This window comes from Candidatus Sysuiplasma acidicola, from assembly GCA_019721035.1.
GTDB classification, from domain to species: domain Archaea; phylum Thermoplasmatota; class Thermoplasmata; order Sysuiplasmatales; family Sysuiplasmataceae; genus Sysuiplasma; species Sysuiplasma acidicola.
The window spans coordinates 21,598-42,018 of the sequence record JAHEAA010000005.1; the positions used below are offsets into that span (position 1 = coordinate 21,598).

The window sequence follows — 20,421 nt, forward strand, 5'->3', positions numbered from 1 at the left end:
CAGCGGATAGGAACTTTGCACACATATGCTCTTGGTTTTTGGGAAAAGTATAAGTCACCGTGCAATTTGTTGCGTTAAAAGGTGTTGGGTTCTATGGCCGATTTCAAGGCAGTTATAAATGATCCAAAGACAGGTACATCTTACCAGGTAGATGTTGCCGGAACACAGACGTCAGCTCTGGTAGGCAAGAAAATCGGAGATGTTGTAGACGGCATCTACTTCAAACTTCCGGGATACAAGCTTCAGATTACAGGAGGCTCAGACAAAGACGGTTTCACGATGAGGCATGATCTTCCAGGACAGCAGAGGCGGCGACTGATGCTATCCGGCGGGACAGGATTCAAGCCAACGAGGAAGGGTGTGAGGAAGCGACGGACCGTGAGGGGAAACACCGTTTCTCCGGTCACCGTCCAGCTGAATCTCAAGATAACCGCATTCGGACCGACACCTGTTTCAGAGATTTTCCAGAAGAAGGAGAGCAAGTAATGCATGTTGCAAGACAGCCAGAGATCAATGTTGGACTCGTCGGCCATGTAGATCATGGAAAAACGAGTCTGGTGAAGGCGCTTTCGGGTGAATCCACAGATCGCCACTCTGAAGAGATAAAACGCGGCATTTCCATCAAACTGGGATATGCAGATTCGTCAATATTCAAGTGTGAAGAATGCGACGATCCTGAGTGTTACTCAACTCTGGAGAACAATCTGAACTGCAAATCCGGCGTAAAGTACGTGCGGTCGATCTCTTTTGTCGACTCCCCCGGACATGAGACCCTGATGGCAACCATGCTTTCCGGGGCAGCAATTATGGATGGAGCTCTCCTGATAATCGCGTCAAATGAAAAGTGTCCACAGCCACAGACAAAAGAGCACCTTATGGCGCTCGACGTCATAGGTGTCAAGAATGTCATCATCGTGCAGAACAAGATAGATATTGTCACCGAAGAACAGGCAATGAAGAACTACCAGGAAATCACAAAATTCGTCAAGGGAACGGTCGCCGAGAATTCTCCGATCGTGCCTGTCAGCGCCCATCACAAAACCAATCTTGATTATCTTGCCTGGAGCATAGAGAAGATTATTCCGACACCTGACCGCGATTTGACTAAACCAGCAAGAATGCACATTGCGAGGTCGTTCGACATCAATGTGCCCGGAACTTCCATAGACAAGCTGAAAGGAGGCGTCATAGGAGGTACCATTTCTGAGGGAAAACTCTCGGTTGGTGACGAGATCGAAATTGCGCCCGGCAAGAGGACAGAAAGCAGCGGGAAGACAAACTGGCAATCTCTGTTCTCGACTGTTGTGGCCATACAATCGGGTGGACGCAGGTTCGAATCCGCAGGACCAGGCGGACTTATTGCCGTCGGTACAAAGCTGGATCCATCTCTGACCAAATCAGACAGTCTGGTAGGCAAGGTCGCCGGCAAGCCAGGGACGCTGCCGCCCGTTCTGCAGTCGTTTTCCATGCAGACGCATCTGCTGGAAAGGGTGGTTGGAAGTCAGGAAGAGCAGAAGGTCGAGAGCATCAAGACGAATGAGCCGCTGATGCTCAACATGGGAACCTCCACAACGGTGGGACTTGTCACGAGCGCGAGAAAAGACACCTGCGATGTGAATCTCAAGATACCAGTGTGCCTTGAAACCAACCAGCGGGTTGCAATATCGAGGAAATTTGCCGGAAAGTGGAGACTGATTGGATTCGGCATCGCAGTGTGAATCATGGCACAGATTGTAGTTGTGGACACAAGCACACTTATCTCAGTATTTGAGAACAGGATTAACTTCGACGCGGAACTCAGTGAGCTCCTCGGTTCGCATGACGTGGTCATTCCAACAGCTGTTCTGGAGGAGCTCGGCCGCGTGAAGAAGAAAGAGGCGAAAATGGCACTGGAGATGAGCGCAAAGTACAGGACGTTTCAGTCGCGGAAAAAAGGCGATGATGCCATAGTTGAGGCGGCGAAGGAGACAGGATCGTTTGCAGTCGTTACGAATGATGCCCGTCTGGCTTCCGAACTTGTTTCGGAAGGGTTCAGGGTGATAACGCTTCGTGGAAGGAAGAGACTTGATTTCCGCCGCTCTGACGATGCCATTTGATTTGTGCACAAAGATTTAATTTGGCGGACCGCTGTGCGGTCGGATTGGGCATGAAGGGATATCACAATTCAGCACTGAAACAACTCGCGCTGATGGGCGCACTGACGTCATTCACTGAAATCACTTCCAAGAGACTTGGCGAAGCTATCGGAGTCAGTCAGCAGGCCGCATCTATGGAGATACTCAAGCTGGCGGAGCAGCGACTCATCGAGAGACAGATAGGCCATAAGGGGCAGAGGCTGATGATATCGGAGAAGGGACTCGAAGTGCTGAAGAGGGAATATCTGGAATACAAAATGCTGTTCGAGCCGGCAAGAAAGCTGCAGATACACGGTACAGTCTTCAGCGGCCTTGGGGAAGGCAAATATTACATCTCCCAGCAGAAGTACAAACAGCAGTTTCAGAAACGGCTGTTGTTCCAACCGTATGAAGGAACGCTGAACATAAGGGTAGTCCCGGCCGACATGCCACTGTTCGAGCGGCTGACTTTTGCTCCGGGCATAGGCATACTTGGATTCACAAGCAAGGGAAGGACGTTCGGCGATGTCAAATGCTTCATGGCAAGAATAAATGAAAAGGATTGCGCTGTCATCCTTCCGGTGCGAACACACTACACAGATGTGATGGAAGTGATCGCGAAGGACCACCTACGTTCACTGCACAAACTCAGCGACGGCGATGCAGTAGAGATTGAGGTGGACACGGGCTGAGCTCAGAAGTGAGTCTCCAGATATCTGACAGCAGATTCAATAATCAGCATGCCGTCACCGTATGATTCGGGCGGATTGTCCGTTCTCGTCCAGTCCGTGTGCAGGTAACGCCAGTATGTTCTCTCTGGATGCGGCATCATTCCAAGCACGAAACCGGTGTCATCGGTCACACCAGCTATGTTGTAAACGCTTCCGTTGGGATTCCATGGATAACCGGCGTATTCTCCCCTGTCGTCCACATAGCGGAAAACCAGTTCATCGAGTTCATCCAGCTTTTTAACCCACTTATCTGATTTTGACGGAGGAAATGTCATCTTTCCTTCGCCATGCGCAGTCGGTATGCATAGTATTGTGCCTTCAGGTATCAATGATGTGAAAATGCAGTGTCCCCTGTTGACGTTCTTCAGAAACGCAGGACGGCATTCATATCTGCACGATATGTTGGTTGCAAGAGCAGCGCGCGGCAGCAGTTCTCCCTTTTCACCGCCGGAGGGCAGCATGCCCAGCTCGACCAGGACCTGAAAACCGTTGCAGACACCGAGTACGGGTTTGCCGTTGTCGACGAAAGAGAGCAGTTCTTTCCCTACCGAGGCCTTGATTCTGGATGCGAAAATGGCGCCTGCCCTTACATAATCTCCTGCTGAAAAACCGCCAGGTATCACAATCATGTCGTAATCATCAAGCGATCTGTGCCTTGCTTGCGGACATCTTCCCTCCAGCTGTTTCAGGTGAACCATCTCCGTCCTGACTCCGGACGCAGTAAATGCCGCCGCCGCCTCATCTTCCATATTAGTGCCCTCAATCCTGAGCACTGCAACAGTTATCTCATTGCGTTTCATACTCAGCCCATCCTTTCCCACAGTGGCGATTGCCACTTCTTCCTGAGCGCATCCAGCGGTTGCTCAAAGAGGACTTCTTCCTCATCCACAATGCTCAGTGTCCTGCCGCCCGTTCTTCCGATGAGCGTGGCGTCTGCACCGAATCTCTCCTCCACCCCATCACTATGTTCCGGCAAAACTTCGACAAGCCACCTGCTTGGTCCCTCCGAAAAGAGACGCGAAACGACCGAGCCTTTACCAAGTGCGACCGCATCAATTGTGACTCCGATATCTCCGCCAAAAGCCATTTCTGCTGCCGAAATGAACAGTCCGCCCTGCGAAATATCATGACAGGAGAGAAGAGTTCCTGCGGATGCTGCGGCACCTATCGCATTGCAAAGAAGCGCTGTGCGTCTGAGATCAACTGGGGCAAAGAGCGTGTCGCCAGTGTCGAATATCCTGGCAAACTCGGAGCATCCGAGTCTGTTTTCCTTCGCACCGATCAGATATAATAGAGAGCCTGCTCTCTTGACGTCAGAAGTGACGGACTTTCTTATATCATCAACTATACCCACACCCATCAGGGAGACAGTGGGCAAGATGGGCCCTGCCTCCCCGTCATTATAGAAGCTGACATTGCCGGAGGGCACTGCAAGGCCCAGCGCTTCCGCCGCCTCTGCGAGTCCTCTCACAGATTCGTGAAATTCCCACATGATATCCGGCCGTTCGGGATTGCCGAAGTTCAGACAGTTGGTCAGTGCATCCGGTCTTGCCCCGACCGCGGCCAGATTCCTGCAGAGTTCATCAACAGCGTGCAGCGAGCCCTGATACGGATTAACGGAGGCAATCCAGGGTTGTGACGACACCGATACAGCCAGTCCGCGCCAGCTATCCGGGACGGGTCGCAGAACGGATGCATCGCCGTGTGACTGAAAGCCGGCGAGACCGTGAAGAGGCTTGACCGCCGTCCTGCCTCCCACTTCATAATCGTACATATGGACGACCCAGTCCCTGCTGGACACATTCAGGTCGGAAAGTATGCGTTCTGCAACTTCGGCCAGACCGATTTTGCCGTCTACCTGCCTTCCGCGGCGACCTCTGATGGTTCTGCTCTTCATCGGTCTTATGCATTCCGGCGCCTTTACGACAAATGCCGTCTCCAGATCCAGTATGATCCTGCCGTCGTATTTCACGACAATGCTGTTTCCATCGCGGACGGTTCCTATCCTGGATGCTTTCACATCCCAGAAATCGAACACGGACAGCACATGCTCAGCATCACGCTCATTGACAGAAATGAGCATCCTCTCCTGTGATTCGGAAACCCAGATTTCCCACGGTTTCATGCCTTGCTCCCTGAGATGCACAGCGCCGATTTCGATGTCTGCGGCAAGAGAGCCGGAGAGAGACATTTCGCCGACGACAGCAGAGAGACCTCCGCCGCCGAGGTCCTTCATTGATTTGATTTTGCCTTCTTCGACAAGTTCCATGATGGCGTGTATTAGTGGTTCCTTTGTAATCGGATCTCCGAGTTGAACGGAGCCCCTGTCCTCTTCATGGGATTGTTCTGTGAGTATTCTTGAAGCAAAATTAACACCGTGTATTCCATCTTTTCCCGTGAAACCGCCGGCCAGGATGAGAACATCGCCTTCCTCCACGAGACCGTTTCTTGCAACATGCCTCTTCTCTCCGAAGCCAAGACATCCGGCATTCACCAGGCAGCTGGCAGCATACCTGCTGTCGAACCAGACGCCTCCGGAAACTGTCGGCACACCGATTCTGTTGCCATAATCCCGTATGCCTGCCACTACCCCGGAGAAGAGATATTTCGGATGTTTTGCGCCGGGCGGCAGCGAATCGGCACCGGCGTCCAGATGACCGAAGAATATCGGGTCGACGAGGGCTGCCGGTCTCGTTCCCATACACAATATGTCCCGAACGATGCCACCTATACCGGTGCCTGCTCCGCCGTAAGGCTCTATAGCGCTTGGGTGATTGTGACTCTCCATTTTCAGAGAATAGACATGCTCGGTGTCGAATTCCATGACACCGGCATCCCCCGTGGCAAAGGCACGACGTGAGAGCGGAAAAATGAAGCGCCGCAGAACGGGTTTCGAAGTTTTATAACTGCAGTGCTCGCTCCATGCCTGCGCAACGGACTGCAGCTCGATATCGGTCGGTTCCCTTCCCTTTTTCCTGAAGTAATCTCTGGCAATGATAAGCTCTTCGGGACTCATGCCCAGACACATTGCTCCGTCTATACGCGCAAGATCCTCCTTGTCTGCGTCCCTGATTCTGACTGTCCATACATCCGGAACTCCGGTATGCTCGAAATAATCATCGGTCATTCGTAAGCCGCCGGTGGTTGATTCAGTCGCTCACCTTTCTGTAGCTGTACATGTGTATTGCGGGGTTCGCAAGAAGTTTTCTGCACATGTCCTCTATCATTCCTTCGGCTTCTTTCCCCTTTCCTCTGAGGGATATCGAATAAAGTTTGTAAGATGAAACATGAGTGATCGTATGGAAACCGAGAAGTTCGAGCGATTTTTTCGTATTTTCCCCTTCCGGGTCGACAATCCCTTCCTTGAGTGATATTTTAACTTCGTATACCGCCAAACTGCTTCCCAGACTACGAATACCAATTCTTATTTTAAGTTCACCGATGAAAGGCGGGAATGGTGCCATTTGCATTGCTCGAGCTGCCCCTCTTACCGGAAATCAGCAGATAAGCCAGTATTATCAATGAGAACAGACCAAACAGGTCAAGCGAAGACCAGACTTCAATACCGTTGAATGAGAAGATGAACAGAAAAATTGATCCGACTGTTGGTCCGGTTGCCCTCCCTGCAGAGTTGGCCATGCCATTGAATGCCATATACCTGCCAACCCTGTCCTCCGGCGACAGCCGGGACACCATGCTGTTAATGCCCGGGGACGTGAGATTCTCCCCGATCGTGATGAGCACCATGTCGGCCATAAGCTGCAGCAGGTTTCCGGAGAATGCGACAAGGGTGAAACCTACCATGTAGAACGCCGTACCGAGCATCACGACGGTCTCTTCCCTGAGTCTTCTTACGGCAGTTGTTATTGGGTACTGTCCGAAAACAACAACTAAACCGTTTACAGCGAAGATGTAGCCGAGCTGATTTGAGAGTATCGACGTCCTGACAACTGCATAAGTCGGCAGAGTAACTGAAAACTGCGATGATAGGACAAACAGCAGAAATGTCCCGGCGCTGAAAATCAGCAGTGTTCTGTCGAACACAATCAAGTCTGAAAAACGCGCGCGAATTCCTGCCGTTGTCTTTCTGGTATGGGCCCTCCTGTCCCTGATCAGGAAATAGATAATGCAGAATTGCGCTATGAGTGTGAGCATAACGAGGAAAAATATCCAGACCACTCCATAGTTGAAAAGCACAGAACCGGCTATTGGACCTATCGCCCATCCTGAGTTCGTCAGTATTCTGAATAACGAAAATGCGTTCATTCTGTTTCCAGGGAGCGTGATATCCACAATAAGTGCGTTGAAGGACGGAAAAATGAGCGAGCCAGAAATCGAGCTGAGAACAAAAAGAACGACGAGCGGCAATATGCCCGTTCCGTGAATCAGGAGCAGTACGATTCCCGCATAGATTGCTATGCCGATAGTGCTTCCAAGAAGAAGCGTAAATCGCCTTCCTCTGAAATCAGACAGGTAACCTCCGATTATCTGAAAGATGGTCCCGCAAATGGCCAGAAGAGCGAATATTAATCCCACTGCATAAATGGGAACGTGCATGATTCTGTTGAAGAATATGGCCATGAACGGCCATGTTGCTCCGAAACCGATTGAGCGAATCATGCCGGCCGCTCCGACATACCAGAGGCCGGGATTGTCAAACATGAATTCTTCTTTGAGTGATATTGTCACGGTATTCGTCCATCCTGCACTTCCATCCTGCAGACGGAGAGGCAGGAGAAAGCGGTTAAGAACCACTGTTTCTTAATCTTTCTCAGGTGCACTTGAATCAAATTGTGCGGGAAACCGCAATAATGCCCGTAATAACGAACTGGATGGCGAGAGCGGAAAGCAGTATTCCTTCAATACGTGAAAAGGCCATAGCGCCCATTCTGCCCATGCGTTTGAAAAGAGGTGCAGAATACAGCAGCGAGATGTATGAAATGAAGACAGTAATGAGAATGGACAAAACGACAAAGGTTTCATCCGTTATCCCTTTCGCTTCGCCGAAGAATATGATAACTGTCGTTATGGCGCCGGGGCCGGCGAACAGCGGTATACCCAGCGGTACGATGCCAATGGATTCTTTGGCTAGCGCTTCATCCGCATCTTCACGCGTGGCCTTGGATCTCGGGTTTTCGCCCTGAAGCATTGAGAATGAAGTGTTGAATAGAAGTATGCCGCCCGCGATTTCGAAGGCAGGCAGGGTGATGCCATAAATGGCGAAAATTATCCTGCCGAACAAACCGAACAGTATGAGGGCGCCGAGGGTGACGTAAACTATTTTCAGTATGACTTTGCGCTTCATCTCCGGTTCGTAGCCGGTTGTCAGCATGTGAAAAAAGGGAATGTTACCAATCGGATTGACAACAACAAAGATGGCTGCGGCTGATGCGAGAAAAAATGCAAGATCCATCACCATCATCCCGTATTGGTGCAGGGTGTAGTGCCTCCGCCGATTAATTAATTTCCGACACGCTTCCTGCGACTTTACGGAACAGGCTGACATATCCTGTGTGACCCAGCGTGTCAAAACTATGCCTGCTTGCCCCGCTGGCGATTTCCAGCTTACGCAAGATCACTTCAAAACTCTTCTCATGAAGCAGACAACCGTCGACAGCGGACACGACTGTTCGCTCCGTCTGGTTTATTGTAGGAGAATAAACAGCGAGCATTCCGCCTGGCCTCAGAGTGATGCATGCAGCGTGCAGGGCTTCCCATGGATCAGGCATGTCGAGCACCATTGCATCCGCTGAATCCGGCAGTAGCGGCTTTCGCACATCTGCAATGACGGGCCGCCAGCAGGACTGAAGACCGCACCCGGTGACGTTTTCACGTGCAAGGCGGATATGGTCCGTCCTCAATTCGACCGTGACCACCTCGCCGAGCGGGAAAACAGCATGTAGCAGAGCAATTGTGAGGCTTCCCGAGCCTGAACCTCCTTCCACCACGCGTGAACCCGAATGTATGCTCAGGCAGTGTATAATCTGGGCCGCATCCTTGGCCATGATGATCTGCGGCCCCCTGGACAGACCGTCCAGCAAATCATCCAGGGTTGGTGGAAGCAGCAGGAACGCCTTTCCAGCGATGGAGACGTTCGTTCCATAACCTGTGGCAGACAGATTGTTTCTGTCAACTATGCCGAGGCCCTTGACGCGAACGAGACCGATCCCGTCCGGAACAATATAACGTCGCCCGTCGCGACTCAAAAGAAGGAATGCACTCACCTGCGAAACTCTCCGGTGTTAATTCTGTTCTAATTCATAAACCATGTTGGAACGGGCGGCCGGTTAGAAACGGGAGCAGGATAAGTCTCAGTGTCACAAAATTCCAGTGTTATATTTAATACATCGATGATACATCCCGAATACCGAGTCCTGACGACTATGTTGAATAACTACATAACAAAGGAAACTTCGAGGGCAAAATCGAGAAAGGATGTTCCACCTGGCGAAATGAGCAAGCTGCTATCCCTAGTGCTTTCATTTTTGCCAGAGCACAGGAAGTTTGTCTGGGATTCCAACATAAACGGCATTAATGTCAGATACACAGGAAACAGCGAGCATCAGTACGACTTCTGGAGAGAGAACTGGTGGCCCGCACCAAACAACAGGGAATCTCTCCCGCATGCCTTCGTTTATTCAGTTATAGGTGTGCCGGATATGGAGCCTCAGGCATTTTACTCACCGCAGCTCAATACTGCACTTTTCGTCAATACAGAGTATTATGGACAGGCGAAAAGCTGGGCTCTCGGCATGGCGGCAGCCATTCTTGAGAGATATTACAATACTCATTCAATACACGGTGCATGTGCAGAAGTCGAGGGTAAAGGAGTCGTCATAGTTGCCCCGACAGGAACAGGAAAAACCACCCAGGTGAATAAGCTGTTCCAGCACGATTCGGGTAAAGTCGTAGGCGACGACTGGGTATATATTGAACATCCGGCGAATTTGAAGAGTGGGGTCGGCCACAGATTCAAGGTCAGACAACCGGAAAGAAGACTCTATGTGAGAACTGAAAATGAGGAAAATGAGCCGTGGCTCCGGCCCATACTTGACGGATGCAAATGTGAAAATGTTGTGGTGAAGAAAGAGAACTGCCAGAACCAGAAATGCTGGGACAGATGCCAGAATGGTGAGCGCAAGTGCGTATTTGACGAAGGCCGCGAATGGTGTTTTTATGCATTTGGGAATTCGCGGGCGCTTCTTCCCAGAGAATGGATGAGCGGGGAAGCGAAGGTGGGTGACTCCGCCACACTCAACCTCATTGCACTGTTGAGAAGAGACTCAACATCCCCTGCGCAGGTTAACCTCGATCCTGACGAAGCAATCCAGGTTCTGCTCGAAGGCAGTTACATGATAAGACCGGGGGCTGGCCCGAAGGAAAAATGGGGCACCATGGCACAAGAGCCCTGGTACAATCCGTATCTCCTCGTCAGGGATGACAGAAAACAGGAGGAGTTCTTCAGAAGAGAAATAGAGTCGTCACGATGCATACTCCTGAATACCGGCGTTGAGGGAATCCAGCAGACGCACGACAGAATACTGAAGGAACTCAGGAAGGCAACCTGAATTCAAGCGGCATTTTGCCGGACGCCCGCAATGGGTTTTCCGCACTTCATGCATTTCACGTCATAAAATGAAATCGCAGTCCTGCAGGCAGGGCACCTCGGCAATTCAGCACGATTATCTGTTAGTAAGCTTGAGCCTGAACCCTCAGAAGTCGTGACATCATGCGCTTGGGCCGGCTTTTTGTCCGGCTGTCGTGTTGCTGTTCTGTGCTTCAGACGAATGTCATAACCGGGAAGCATGCCTCCTGACTGCGAAGCGTGAACGTACCATCTTGACCTGTAAACATACACGAGAAAGCAGGGCGGACCAAATATCAGAACTGCAACAGACCACAGTCGTGAATACGCTAGATACCATGCATCATGCCACGTCCACAGCGAGAGAAAAACTGTAGCCAATATCCAGGACAATGCGGCCAATTCTACTATCAGATTCATCCCAATCCCTTTCCACACTTAATGCTCCTTTCGTTATTTAATCATATCTGAAACAGCTGACAATTGTCAGACGACATCTTGGCACAACCTGTCAAAGTGACCGAAATACTCTACCGCCTTGCGACCGAAGCGGCAGCTGGATATCAACCACACCCCGGCAAGTGCGTTAGAAGATTTCATGGCATGCGGAGGCGTAGCATGCTGAAAGGATATCGGCAAATAACGATTTTTTTGCAAAACATTAAAGACCTAATCCCTTAATAGCGTACTTCCAATAGATAAATGAACAGATGCAGAAAGGCGGTAAAATTGAAAGAGGCGGACATAACAATAAGGCTCGGTGCGGCCGCCGGCGACGGTATTCAGAGCGCCGGTGAAATAATTACAAGAATGCTATCGAAGAGCGGTCAGTACGTTGTGACATACAACGGGAACCAGTCATTGATAAGGGGCGGACACGTGTGGTTCCACATCCATTCAGGAAACTGGAAAGTCACATCGATGGGGTACGGTATAGATTATCTCCTCGCGCTGACGCAACTTGCATTTGATGAACACGCCGGAAAGGTGAACAGCGGAGGAGCGATTATCTTTGACCCAAAACAGGTGAAGGCGGGTCCGGTGCCCAACGGCGTTAGCCTGATTCCGCTGCCACTGACCGAAATTGCGCTGAAATACGACAAAAGACCCCTTATGAAGAATACAGTGGGCATCGGCGCGATAGCCGGAATACTCGACATAGACAGGAAAGTACTCGAGGGGGTCATACGGGAACAGTTCGCTTCAAAGGGGCAATCGATTGTCGACGGAAACGTCAAAGCCTCCTTTGAAGGATATGATGAAACAGAAAAAGATTTCGTTCCGACACGCAAACTCCAGTTTGATTATGGAGTGAGCAGGAGATTCGCACACGCTGACTTCGCGCTTGCAGCAGGTGCCGTTAATGCCGGTTGCAGGTTTTACGCAGCATACCCAATGTCTCCCGCTAGCCAGATATTGCACTACATGACGGCTAACGCAAAGAAAATGGGCGTATCTGTTCTTCTTGCGGAAGATGAAATAGCTGCCATAGGCGCAACGATAGGTGCTGCGTTTGCAGGTGCCAGAGCCATGTGCGGCACAAGCGGCGGCGGTTTTGCATTGATGCAGGAAGCCTTTGGAATGGCTGCCATGAACGAAACACCGATTGTTGTCGTGGACGTTATGAGAGCTGGACCGTCCACAGGCCTTCCGACGAAGACCGGGCAGGGTGATCTGAACATGATGCTGGGCATTTCGCAGGATGATTTTCCGAGAGTGATACTCGCACCCAGGAACCCTGAGGAGACATTCAATTACATGGGGAAAGCGTTCAACCTCGCTGAAAAGTACCAGGTTCCGGTGATTATCCTTCTGGATTTCGGCATCGGAGACGGAGGGTACGCGACTGTCGAGGATCTCCAGTTAGACAGCACAATTGACAGAGGTAAGCTAGTCACGGATATACACGGAAACGGTTCGGTATGGTTTAAACGATATGAACTGACTGAAGATCACGTCTCTCCAAGAGTCCTTCCCGGAACACCGAACGGCATGTTTGTGGCGAAAACTGATGAACATGACGAGTACGGACACGACCTGAGCGACGTTGAGGCAGGACTGGCCCATGCGGTGGTTCTGAGAGAAAAGATGATGCGTAAGAGAATGGGCAAGCTCACGCCGATATCAGAAGAACTCAACTTACCGGAAATCGTGGGTCCAAAGGATGCGAAGATTTCGCTTGTTTGCTGGGGAAGCACGTCAAATGCAGCCCGTGAGGCAATGAGAGTCCTCTGGAGCGAGGGAGTAAGTGTCAATTCCATCGAGTTTTCAGATATTTTCCCTTTGCGGTGGAGTGAAGTCGCAGCAATTCTGTCCTCTGCGGGGCATCTGGTTGACGTTGAATTGAATTATACCGGACAGATGGCCGGTCTGATCGCGCGTGAAACCGGCATAATAATTGAGGACAAGCTGCTCTCCTACTCCGGAGAACCGCTTGAACCTGTTGAGATTGTGAATAAAGTGAGGAGCATTGCCGAAGGGCGGGTGAGCTGAATGCTTGAAACGGAACTTTTGAACATAAAATCATATGAGAGCGACATAAGACCTGACTGGTGCCCCGGATGCGGTGATTTCGGTGCACTTTCTGCCGTAAAGAATGCGCTGGTTGGCCTGGGAATAGAGCCGCACAGGGTTCTGATATCTTCAGGCATCGGATGTGCAGCGAACTTTCCGGGATATATAAGGGCATACGGCCATCATGGCCTGCACGGCAGACCGCTTCCTGTGGCCGTGGGCGCAAAGATTGCGAATCCAGCGCTGACTGTGCTCGCCATAGCCGGTGACGGTGACGAATACGGTATCGGTTTCAACCACGTTGTGCACACAGCCCGGCGCAATCACGATATCAAATTGCTCGTGCTGAATAATGAAATATACGGTCTGACCACCGGACAGCTCTCGCCGACATCCAAGATTGGTCAGAGAACAAAGACGACACCGGCAGGTAGCAACATTTACCCGCTGAATCCACTTTCCTCCCTGCTCGGCATCGGGGCAACATTTGTCGCCCGGGGTTTCTCGGGACAGGTAAAGCAGCTCACCGGGATAATACAGGCTGCGATCAAACACAGGGGATTCGCGCTGGTTGACATACTCAGCCCCTGCGTTACATGGAACGACATTTACGACGATGTGCGATCCAGAATGTACGACCTCGAAAGTGTGAAGCACGATTCGTCTGACTTCATGGCCGCCATGACGAAAGCGCACGAGGAAGACAAGATACCGCTTGGCATCTTCTTTCAGAGAGAGGACATACCGTCTTTCGATGAGACAATGCGTGAGTTGGTAGGGGGGACTACTCCAGTTGGCGGAGTCAGACATTTCACAGCCAAGGAAAAGGATGTCGCACTATCCATATTCGAATAAACCGCCGGGGCAAGATTTTTAAGCACGCAATCGTGCACGGTACTGGTACTACGGAGTGCTGAACATACAGATGAGCACCGGCAATGGATATGAGGCGGCTCTGCTTGACTTCGATATGACGCTTGTCAACATGTCGGATCTCGTTGACTGGAACGATGCTGCAAGGAGAGTAAGAGAAAAACTTCATGCCAACGGTTTTCAGATATCAAATTTGCGCCACCTTCCAGTCAGCCTCCTTCGTGAGGCCGCGATGCATGACGCTCTAGGACCGGAAACAAGGAAGGAGCGGTGGATGGCGGCGTCGAACGACCTCTGTGAATTCGAATGCTCTGGAGTCGAAAACACAACACTAAAAGAGGGCGGACTGGAGCTGCTCTCATATTTGCATTCCAGCGGTGTTTCTGTGGCCATAACGAGTTCGAACTGCGGCAGGGCGATAGAGTACTGCATCGGGAAGCTTTCGCTGAAACACCTGATTACGCTGACAGTCTCAAGGGACGATGTCCTGTGGGAAATGAAACCTAACGGCAGAGCCATCAGTTTAGCGCTTGACAGACTAGGTGTCAGCGCTGATAAGACATTCGGACTGGGTGACAGCATTGTCGATATACAGGCATTCCGAAGCGCAGGAGTCGCAGCCTACGGTATCACGGGCGGTATGTCATCCAGAGAGCAGCTGTTTGAAGCCGGTGCACTGGAAGTGTTCGAAAATCTGAATGAGCTCGTTGAACAGCTGTCTCATTCGACCAGGTAGATTTCCTGCTCGTCCGCATCATATCTGAGAAGTTCGGCGTACCTTGCCCAGTTGAGCAGTACGTTGAAGAGACTGTCTGGATGCAGTGAACGCATTGAACTGGAAAGGTATTCGACGACATCCTCCTTTTTCATACGGCGCCCTTCCGATTTCCGCAGCTTATTCAGCAGATTGGAGATGCTTTCCACTTTGAGCATCTGCTCCCGGAGTATGTCTTTTCTGAGCTGTATGTCCGCCCGGAGGAATCTCGTGCCAACGCCCGTAAGCTTCACATCCCCTTCAGGAGTGGATATGAGACCCAGAAGCTCGGCAGATTCTATTGCCGGATAGATCTCATCTATTTCAAGATCGAAATCGTCGGCAAGCACAGATGCGTCGACGCTGCCGGAAAAATCATTTATCGCTTCAAGGAGTCCTATAATTTCACTGACTCCTGCATGGGGATTCGGCAAATTCTCGTTACCTCTCAACCGCTATTCCAATATTTTGCCTGTTTCTTAATGCTTTCGGAAGAAAGCGGATGTTATCCGATAAGCACGTTCAGCCTATGTCTGACACCATACAACAATTAACAGGATGAAGACCTTCCGATTCGGAAGCTGTTCATGATGCAATGATAACAGCATGCGACATACGTTTTCTGAACATGCGTGAATTCCGGCACATCACGGCAACCTGTTGCATGCCGGTTTGTATCCTCCCGGTTTGATACCAGGTGTAATGCGCGTCGAATATCGGCGGGAAAATTAAAATCAACATCCGTCGTTAGCCTGAAAAGTGAAAAGAGATAAAGACCGGATAACACTCAGCGTCAGAGAAAGGATAACACTCCATATTCACAACACCGTTTCCAGGCTGGGAGGCAGATCGGACAGCAGGCTGCTGACTCAGGCCGGGATCGCCGAATCGCTGCTTATCACCAGGGCACATGCGGCAATTGAACTTGACCGGGGGATAAGAAAGGGTCTTTTCGCTTCTGAATTCGCAAAGCTGAATGGAGCCGACAGCAAATGGATGAAGGTCTACACACTGACTCCAGCGGGCGTCGATGGTGCGAAGACGATTGCAGAAGCATTTGAGAAGGAGAGAATCGTGAGGGAAGCGCTTAAGAATCCTGGAGCGCAACCGATTTTGCGTGTAATAGAGAGTCTTGATGACCAGACGCTTATCAGACTGTGTGCGATGCGGCTTGCGGACCGGCCGCTCAATGCTTCTTCTATAGGTGTTGGCAAGCGCATACCGCTAACTGTGCTGGAGGACGGGATGATATCGCTTTCGGACAGTGCTACAGACGAGATTGACAGCTTACTAGGCGACGATACACTTGCAAAGCTGGCATACGGATTGCTGGCGGACAGTTGTCTCAGGACCGCGGATTATCCCGGCAGAATGAAATATCTGACATTGAGCGGCAGGTACAGGGAAGCAGACCGCACCGCGACAATGCATGCTTCGGAAATAGAGATCGGCTCCGACGATCAACTGACAGGCCTTCTGCGTGAAAACGAAAGCTGCTATGCGTTTGGCCAGGGGTTCTACCTGCTGCTTGCGAGGCTCTGCATCAGGGACGGTAAGGCGGATGAAGCCGTAAGAGCCTCGCTGAGAGCAGGTGACGGGAGAAGCGGTCGGCTCGTTCTGGCCGAAAGCCTGACCCTTGCTGAAAACATTAAGGAAGCAGAAAACATCATCAAGGGACTGAAAAGTGCTGAACTTGACGGCAAGGAACGTTCAGCATTCCACCGCATTATGAGCAGGATTTCTCTTGCCGAAGACGCTCTCGAAAAGGCCGTGGCCGAGATAACGCTGGCGCTCAACCTGTCCACTCGGGCGTCTGAACAGTATGAGACAAGACTGAATTACGAATTACTGGCAAAGATTGAGAGGAGGAGAGGCAATTATGCCGATGCATCGAGAGCAGAGTCGAAACTCAGGAGCCTCCTTGAGTTCGGAAGGCGCTAAACAACTGGCAGTTTCTGCAGACTCGACAAATCGCTCACATAGATGTCTCTTATGTCCTTGAAACCGTATTTCATCATGACAAGCCGCTCGAGTCCGAGACCCCACGCGAGAACCGGGTATCTTATTCCCAGAGGTCTGAGCACCTCCGGCCTGAAGACGCCGGAACCACCCATCTCAATCCACCTGCCGTTATAGAATGTGTCTATTTCCATAGATGGTTCTGTATACGGGAAGTAGCCGGGGCGCATCCTGATTCTGTCGAAACCCATCTTGCGGTAAAATTCGTGCAGCACGCCGCAGAGCATGTCGAACGATGCACCTTTTTCCATGACCACACCGTCAATCTGGTAGAATTCGGACAGGTGTGTTGCGTCCATAGCCTCGTGCCGGAATATTCTGCCGACTGTAAAAGCCTTGACAGGAGGTCTTCTGTTTCTTGACAGGTATTTAATGGTCGCAACCGTGGTGTGTGTGCGCAGCAGTGTTCTTTTAGCCTCTTCCACGCTCCACTTGTATGCCCAGCCGGTTGATCCAGTGTTACCCCCGTTCTGATGCGCAGCCTTCACTCTTGAAGCCAGCTTGCGATCGAACGACAGTTCCGCGGGGCTTGAAAGGTAAAATGTATCCTGCATGTCTCTCGCAGGATGATCCTGCGGCGTGAAGAGCGCGTCCATGTCCCAGAATGTTGACTGGACGTAATCGTCTTCGATTTCTGTAAAACCCATACTTGCGAAAACAGAAGAAACCTGCCTGATCGTCCTGATCAGCGGGTGGGAGCGCGTGCCTGAGAGCACAGGCACCGGAGCCCTGAGATCATAGGGGCGGAGTTTGAAGTTTCTCCATGTCCCGTTCTTCAACAGCTCAGGGCTGAGAAGCGACAGTTCTTCTTCAAAGGTGAGCCCTTCGTCTATAGCCTGCTTTCCCCGTTCAAGCAAGTTCACTTCCCTGACAATTCTATCATGTTCCTTTATGAAATCCCGCCGCGAAAGTATGTCCCTGAGAACACTTTCGTTCGCAGCATCTTCCTCAACTTCCTCTTTTTCCATTCGTTTGAGCAGTAACTCGTCAGCACCTGGTCCGGCGGACGCCTTCCTGCCTTCATCGGTCAGGTGCAGTTTCTTCTCATTGTCCACGGTTGCCCAGTTTTTCCTTCTCAGCCACCCGATAGCGACAGAAACATCGGCAGGATCGTCCAGCTTCTTTGCAAGGTCCGACACGCTTACTGGCCCGTTGCTGATAATTTCCAGTGCCATACGCTCAGGAAGAGGTTTTCCGACCCTTTTTCCCTGCTTAAGCGTGTAGAAACGGACTACTTTTTCATCAATCCAGACATACCCTTTTGCCTTGAGCCAGTTAAGTGCATTCATCAGCTCCGAAGGGTTTTTGAAATTGACTGCTGCTGAAATCTGTGAAAGGGTGGCCCTTCCTGAAAGCTTTGAGAGTGCCGATAATATTTTCTTCTCCGAAAGGCTGAGTCCCTCCGCCCCGCTTCTACTGATTTCGCTCAAAGTCATATCACCTTATCCGGATTGAACGCGAATTTATCGACGGTTTCCTTGGCTTTCTCTCTTTTCATACGGTGTTCTGTCATAAATTTTGTCACTTTAGACAGAAGATTCAGCTTGCAATCCCCGCAAAGGAGAGCCCCGCTCCTGCAATCCGTTTCAATCGTCTTCAGCTTGCGATCATCCGGTTCAAAGAGAAATTCAAAATGATGGTAGACGGGGCAGATATCAGGATTTGCGCCGAGTCTACGCTGTTCTTCGACGGTGGCCCTCCCGCCGGTAAAGGCGTTCATGACTTTCTTTTTTACAGTCTTGTCGTCATCGGTTGTGTAAATGGCTGCGTCACCGGTGCTCGACATTTTTCCTCCGGACAGGCCCGGCAGCATCTTGCCGTGAATGAGCGCGGGTTTGTAATAACCGAGCAGCGGTGCAACATCTCTGGTGACCCGGAAATGCGGATCCTGATCTATGCCGCAGGGAATCAGACACGGCACATTTTCTCCTGCAAGGTCGGATTCGATGAATGCCGGAACTGATTGTATTGATGTGAAGAAAATAGAACCTATGTTTGTGCTGTTGCTGAAGCCGAATACGGCTTTGGCCGTTGAAAAAGTAATCTTTTTGGACACCCTCAGTGCGGTACGATAGAGATGGTCTATATCTCTTGTATCCACTATGATTTTTGTCCTGACTGAATCGAAACCGAGTGCAATAAAGTCGAGCATGTTGTCCGCGGTTGCGCGGGCAGTATCTTCGAGCGAGAGTTTCTCCTTAAACAGAAACTTCTCGTCATCTGTCATCTGGAAGTAAAGCTTCACGCCGAAGGCTTCCTGAAGCTGCTTGGTGAATATCCACGGAATCATATGGCCCAGGTGGGTGCCGCTCGACGGTCCTCTGCCGGTATACAGATAAAATGGATGCCCACGGCTGTGAAGGCCGAGGAGCCAGTCCAGATCACGGTGGGAATAGAACAGCTTCCTCCTCAGGAACATGTTATCCTCACCGCCAGGTATTCGCTTTATTATTTCAGGCGTGATATAAGACGTGCCGAACCGGGCAACGAGCTTGTCGTAGTCGACCTCACCGCTGACTTCCCATGGCGTGACAACAAAATCACCATTCATGCAATGACACTCGTGAAACGGTACAGCTGTAAGACGTTTTAGGCATAAATCTTGCCCTGAATCTTCCGTTTGACAGCCGCAGAGTAAACATGATAAGTAATGCTGCCCGTACGGAGGACAGATGCCCGGTGAGATTCGGCTTCATGCAGAGGACAGATATTCAAGAATGAGATTGGTGACAGGAGTTGACATCAATGCCATCAGAGATTCACACATTTGTGTCGTGGGAGCCGGCGCCCTCGGTAACGAAGTAATAAAGGATCTTGCACTATATGCACCGGCCAGGCTGAGCATAGTGGACAGAGATTACGTGGAGTATTCCAACCTCGGCAGATGTTTTCTGTTCAATGAGCAGGATGCAGAAGAGAGAAGCGGAAAAGCCGAAGCTGCTTCAAGGAGTGCACACAGCATCAACACCGATTGCAAAGCCGAAGCTGTCAATGAGGATGTGACAACCCTGGATGCTTCATTCTTTTCTCAATACGATGCAGTATTCGGGTGTGTGGACAGCATAAAAACGAGGCTGCACCTTAACTCGAACTGCTACTTCTCTGGCATTCCGTACATAGATGGGGGCATAGACGGCCTCTACGGAAGGGTTCAAGTCGTGTTTCCGCCTCACAGTCCTTGCTATGAATGTGCAATAAACGCTACCCATTTTTCTCAGATTGACAGAGGATACTCCTGCACCGGGAGAGAGGCGAATGTTCCCAGCAGGCAAATTGCTTCCGACCCTTCGGTTTGCGGAACTGTCGGTTCGCTTCAGACACTACAGGGGTTGAAGGTCGTTTCCGGCACCCTGAGCGAGGGAACTCTGCTGTTCTTCGATGGGTTTTCGTCATCACTGCTGCCTCTTGAACTGGCCGTCGACCCGAAATGCATCAATCACGTTTCACCTCCCGAAACGACGAGCTCAATATGAGCCGAAAATATGCGTGTGCCAGTTTTGCATTGAAAAAAGCTCAAAAGATTAAATTAGACAAATGCGTTTCGGGCAGCGCAAGTTACAACCAATCGTCCGGAGAATACAGATATGAGCATCATGAAACTTGGAGTGAGACATTCACAGACGGGAAACAGCGCACTGATGGAAGTTGATTTGAAGACCAGGTTGCAGGAATTACTTGACAGTGCGATAGAATTCTGGTCTCTGCCCAGTGAGGCATATCTCATTAAATCAGGTAAACGTCTTCTCTCCGCCTCGAAAACGGTTGCCGAGTGCGGACTGAATGACGGAGACATCATTGATCTGCTTCCGGATCCTGAAGGTGGATGATGCT

General features: G+C 50.8%; 20 protein-coding genes. 11 read left to right on the forward strand and 9 right to left on the reverse strand.

The window, feature by feature from the left end:
- Window positions 1–93 precede the first annotated feature (93 nt).
- The 4 genes from KIS30_03350 to KIS30_03365 are packed head-to-tail and all read left to right on the forward strand — an operon-like array spanning window position 94 to window position 2,806.
- Window positions 94–486: a 30S ribosomal protein S6e gene (locus KIS30_03350; GenBank protein MBX8645780.1), complete on the forward strand. Its 393-nt coding sequence runs from the start codon at window positions 94–96 to the stop codon at window positions 484–486.
- On the forward strand, window positions 486–1,718 hold the full coding sequence (locus KIS30_03355; GenBank protein ID MBX8645781.1) for a translation initiation factor IF-2 subunit gamma: 1,233 nt from the start codon (window positions 486–488) through the stop codon (window positions 1,716–1,718). Before KIS30_03350 ends, KIS30_03355 begins: the two co-directional genes overlap by 1 nt.
- Before the next feature lie 3 nt (window positions 1,719–1,721).
- Window positions 1,722–2,096 (forward strand): hypothetical protein, encoded by a 375-nt coding sequence (locus tag KIS30_03360; protein ID MBX8645782.1) that lies wholly within the window; start codon window positions 1,722–1,724, stop codon window positions 2,094–2,096.
- A gap of 44 nt (window positions 2,097–2,140) precedes the next feature.
- A complete protein-coding gene (locus KIS30_03365) occupies window positions 2,141–2,806 on the forward strand; it encodes a DUF120 domain-containing protein (GenBank protein MBX8645783.1) in 666 nt (221 codons plus the stop codon).
- A 2-nt stretch (window positions 2,807–2,808) separates the two neighbouring features.
- Here the strand turns inward: KIS30_03365 and purQ are convergent, their stop codons facing one another.
- The 6 genes from purQ to KIS30_03395 are packed head-to-tail and all read right to left on the reverse strand — an operon-like array spanning window position 2,809 to window position 9,069.
- Window positions 2,809–3,645, reverse strand: a complete 837-nt coding sequence (gene purQ / locus KIS30_03370) for a phosphoribosylformylglycinamidine synthase subunit PurQ (protein ID MBX8645784.1) — start codon at window positions 3,643–3,645, stop codon at window positions 2,809–2,811.
- A gap of 2 nt (window positions 3,646–3,647) precedes the next feature.
- Complete coding sequence (gene purL / locus KIS30_03375; protein MBX8645785.1) at window positions 3,648–5,972, reverse strand: phosphoribosylformylglycinamidine synthase subunit PurL; 2,325 nt, start codon at window positions 5,970–5,972, stop codon at window positions 3,648–3,650.
- A 22-nt stretch (window positions 5,973–5,994) separates the two neighbouring features.
- Window positions 5,995–6,309 carry a phosphoribosylformylglycinamidine synthase subunit PurS gene (purS, locus tag KIS30_03380; GenBank protein ID MBX8645786.1) on the reverse strand — a complete coding sequence of 105 codons (315 nt, stop codon included), beginning with the start codon at window positions 6,307–6,309 and terminating at the stop codon, window positions 5,995–5,997.
- On the reverse strand, window positions 6,281–7,600 hold the full coding sequence (locus KIS30_03385; protein MBX8645787.1) for an MFS transporter: 1,320 nt from the start codon (window positions 7,598–7,600) through the stop codon (window positions 6,281–6,283). The genes purS and KIS30_03385 overlap by 29 nt, the downstream gene beginning before the upstream one ends.
- 31 nt (window positions 7,601–7,631) lie before the next feature.
- Complete coding sequence (locus KIS30_03390; GenBank protein ID MBX8645788.1) at window positions 7,632–8,258, reverse strand: MarC family protein; 627 nt, start codon at window positions 8,256–8,258, stop codon at window positions 7,632–7,634.
- A 43-nt stretch (window positions 8,259–8,301) separates the two neighbouring features.
- Window positions 8,302–9,069, reverse strand: coding sequence for a hypothetical protein (locus KIS30_03395; GenBank protein ID MBX8645789.1), 768 nt, complete (start codon window positions 9,067–9,069; stop codon window positions 8,302–8,304).
- 126 nt (window positions 9,070–9,195) lie between these two features.
- On the opposite strand from KIS30_03395, the gene KIS30_03400 reads away from it, so the two are divergent.
- The 4 genes from KIS30_03400 to KIS30_03415 all read left to right on the forward strand — a co-directional run bounded on the left by KIS30_03400 (window position 9,196) and on the right by KIS30_03415 (window position 14,553).
- Window positions 9,196–10,413 (forward strand): hypothetical protein, encoded by a 1,218-nt coding sequence (locus tag KIS30_03400; GenBank protein ID MBX8645790.1) that lies wholly within the window; start codon window positions 9,196–9,198, stop codon window positions 10,411–10,413.
- A 719-nt stretch (window positions 10,414–11,132) separates the two neighbouring features.
- The gene (locus KIS30_03405) at window positions 11,133–12,923 is read left to right on the forward strand and encodes a 2-oxoacid:acceptor oxidoreductase subunit alpha (protein MBX8645791.1); all 1,791 of its coding nucleotides are present in this window, start codon (window positions 11,133–11,135) and stop codon (window positions 12,921–12,923) included.
- A complete protein-coding gene (locus KIS30_03410; protein MBX8645792.1) occupies window positions 12,924–13,799 on the forward strand; it encodes a 2-oxoacid:ferredoxin oxidoreductase subunit beta in 876 nt (291 codons plus the stop codon).
- A 70-nt stretch (window positions 13,800–13,869) separates the two neighbouring features.
- Complete coding sequence (locus KIS30_03415; protein MBX8645793.1) at window positions 13,870–14,553, forward strand: HAD hydrolase-like protein; 684 nt, start codon at window positions 13,870–13,872, stop codon at window positions 14,551–14,553.
- Here the strand turns inward: KIS30_03415 and KIS30_03420 are convergent.
- Window positions 14,538–15,023 carry an AAA-associated domain-containing protein gene (locus tag KIS30_03420; protein MBX8645794.1) on the reverse strand — a complete coding sequence of 162 codons (486 nt, stop codon included), beginning with the start codon at window positions 15,021–15,023 and terminating at the stop codon, window positions 14,538–14,540. The two genes, KIS30_03415 and KIS30_03420, sit on opposite strands and share 16 nt — an antisense overlap.
- Before the next feature lie 307 nt (window positions 15,024–15,330).
- Here KIS30_03420 and KIS30_03425 point away from each other — a divergent pair, with 307 nt between their 5' ends.
- Window positions 15,331–16,512, forward strand: coding sequence for a hypothetical protein (locus KIS30_03425; GenBank protein ID MBX8645795.1), 1,182 nt, complete (start codon window positions 15,331–15,333; stop codon window positions 16,510–16,512).
- Here the strand turns inward: KIS30_03425 and KIS30_03430 are convergent.
- Both KIS30_03430 and KIS30_03435 read right to left on the reverse strand, forming a co-directional pair.
- Window positions 16,509–18,020, reverse strand: a complete 1,512-nt coding sequence (locus KIS30_03430) for a phenylalanine--tRNA ligase subunit alpha (GenBank protein MBX8645796.1) — start codon at window positions 18,018–18,020, stop codon at window positions 16,509–16,511. The two genes, KIS30_03425 and KIS30_03430, sit on opposite strands and share 4 nt — an antisense overlap.
- A 2-nt stretch (window positions 18,021–18,022) precedes the next feature.
- On the reverse strand, window positions 18,023–19,141 hold the full coding sequence (locus tag KIS30_03435) for a tryptophan--tRNA ligase (protein MBX8645797.1): 1,119 nt from the start codon (window positions 19,139–19,141) through the stop codon (window positions 18,023–18,025).
- Window positions 19,142–19,262: 121 nt separating this feature from the next.
- On the opposite strand from KIS30_03435, the gene KIS30_03440 reads away from it, so the two are divergent.
- Both KIS30_03440 and KIS30_03445 read left to right on the forward strand, forming a co-directional pair.
- The gene (locus KIS30_03440; GenBank protein MBX8645798.1) at window positions 19,263–20,063 is read left to right on the forward strand and encodes a ThiF family adenylyltransferase; all 801 of its coding nucleotides are present in this window, start codon (window positions 19,263–19,265) and stop codon (window positions 20,061–20,063) included.
- A 111-nt stretch (window positions 20,064–20,174) separates the two neighbouring features.
- Window positions 20,175–20,417: a hypothetical protein gene (locus tag KIS30_03445; protein MBX8645799.1), complete on the forward strand. Its 243-nt coding sequence runs from the start codon at window positions 20,175–20,177 to the stop codon at window positions 20,415–20,417.
- Window positions 20,418–20,421 lie beyond the last annotated feature (4 nt).